Annotated in this window: 1 protein-coding gene; it reads right to left on the bottom strand. The window is 49.5% G+C overall.

Features of this window, described 5'->3' with window-relative positions; translation table 11 throughout:
• Positions 1-849: putative bifunctional diguanylate cyclase/phosphodiesterase (locus tag R7O13_RS25495; protein ID WP_318305027.1), on the bottom strand; the 849-nt coding region annotated here is incomplete at both ends.

Here is an 849-nt window from a genome sequence, read left to right as displayed (position 1 = left end):
CGGTAATTTCCAGCTCCAAGCGATGCGCTGGGAATCCTGTTTCACGAAGGATGGTTTTGAGCTTGTTGATGAAGCGCGACTGTTGCAGTTGAAGTGCCGATACATTGACTGCAATTTTGCCAAATTGAACGCCTCTCACCAGCCAGTCTGTCCCTTGTAAACAGGCGTCTTTGAGTACCCATTCGCCGATGTTTTGAATCAAGCCCGTCTTCTCTGCGATAGGAATAAAATCCGCAGGTGGCACTAAGCCAAATTCTGGGTGTTCCCAACGCACCAAGGCTTCCACACCAATAATTGCGTTTTGCGCGAGGTTGTATTGCGGCTGATACACCAAATGCAGTTGTTCTTTTTCTATCGCTTCATGCAGCGCAGATTGAATACGGACGTGCGATACCGATTTGTCAGTTAAATCCGGAGAGTAGAACGCGTAGCCGTTACGGCCATTTTTCTTCGCCAGATACATTGCGGTGTCGGCGTTTTTTAGCAGCGTTTCACTGTCTTGACCGTCATTCGGGTAGAGTGCGATACCGATGCTGGTGGAGATCCGCAGCGAATCGTGATTTGCCAGATCGAACGGGCGGCGGAACACACCCAAAATCGAGCTTAACGTTTCGAGTAACGGAGAATCGCCGTCAATGTCTGGCAGTACGATGACAAATTCATCGCCACCGATGCGAGCCACATGCGCGTTCAGGTGCAAAATGTCTTGCAGGCGAACCGCCAGTTTCGACAACAGTTGATCACCACAGAAATGGCCCATGCTGTCGTTAATGTGCTTAAAGTGGTCGATATCAAGAAACAACGTAGCAAAAGGTTGTTCCATCTCGATGTGCTGTTCCAGCAAGCTGA

Source organism: Vibrio sp. Y176 (assembly GCF_033438945.1).
This window is presented reverse-complemented; position numbering and strand designations above follow the sequence as displayed.